Origin of the sequence: Komagataeibacter intermedius TF2, from assembly GCF_000964425.1 — a bacterium.
GTDB classification, from domain to species: domain Bacteria; phylum Pseudomonadota; class Alphaproteobacteria; order Acetobacterales; family Acetobacteraceae; genus Komagataeibacter; species Komagataeibacter intermedius.
The window spans coordinates 1-470 of record NZ_BANF01000932.1 but is presented as its reverse complement, the minus strand read 5'-3'; the positions used below and the strand labels follow the sequence as shown (position 1 = coordinate 470).

1 protein-coding gene is annotated in these 470 nt (G+C 59.1%); it reads left to right on the top strand.

Annotated features, from left to right (window positions below; all coding sequences use genetic code 11):
• A partial coding sequence (locus B7449_RS19565) for a cation:proton antiporter domain-containing protein (protein ID WP_048884149.1) occupies nt 1-470 on the top strand: 470 nt, incomplete at both ends.

Sequence of the window (470 nt, the reverse complement as noted above, 5' to 3'; positions counted from 1 at the left end):
ATTTTCGGTGTGACGATCGGACTGGCGACCGGAGACAGTCAGGGCGTAGCCGCCTCCGGGATTGCCCTCAGCTTCTGCCGCGAGGCGCTTGGTGGCGGCCTGCTGGGCGCACTGACGGGGTGGATTGCGCTTCGTGTGCTCAAGGGGCAGCGGGATCCGCATATCGATCTGCTGACGTCACTGGCCCTGGCGACCGGAACCTTCAGCATTGCCAACCACCTTGGCATGTCAGGCGCGATTGCTGTCGTCGTGGCCGGATTGTGTTTCGGAACAAGCTATAGCCATTCCGTTTTCGATGAAGCGTCCCGTAAGGAACTCGATATCGCCTGGACCCTGATTGACGAAGTGCTGAATGTCCTGCTGTTCATGCTTATCGGCTTTGAAATACTGGAGATCACGCCGCATCTGTTTACGGTGCTGGCAACGCTTGCCGTGATCCCGCTGTCCATTGCCGTGCGGGCATTGAGCGT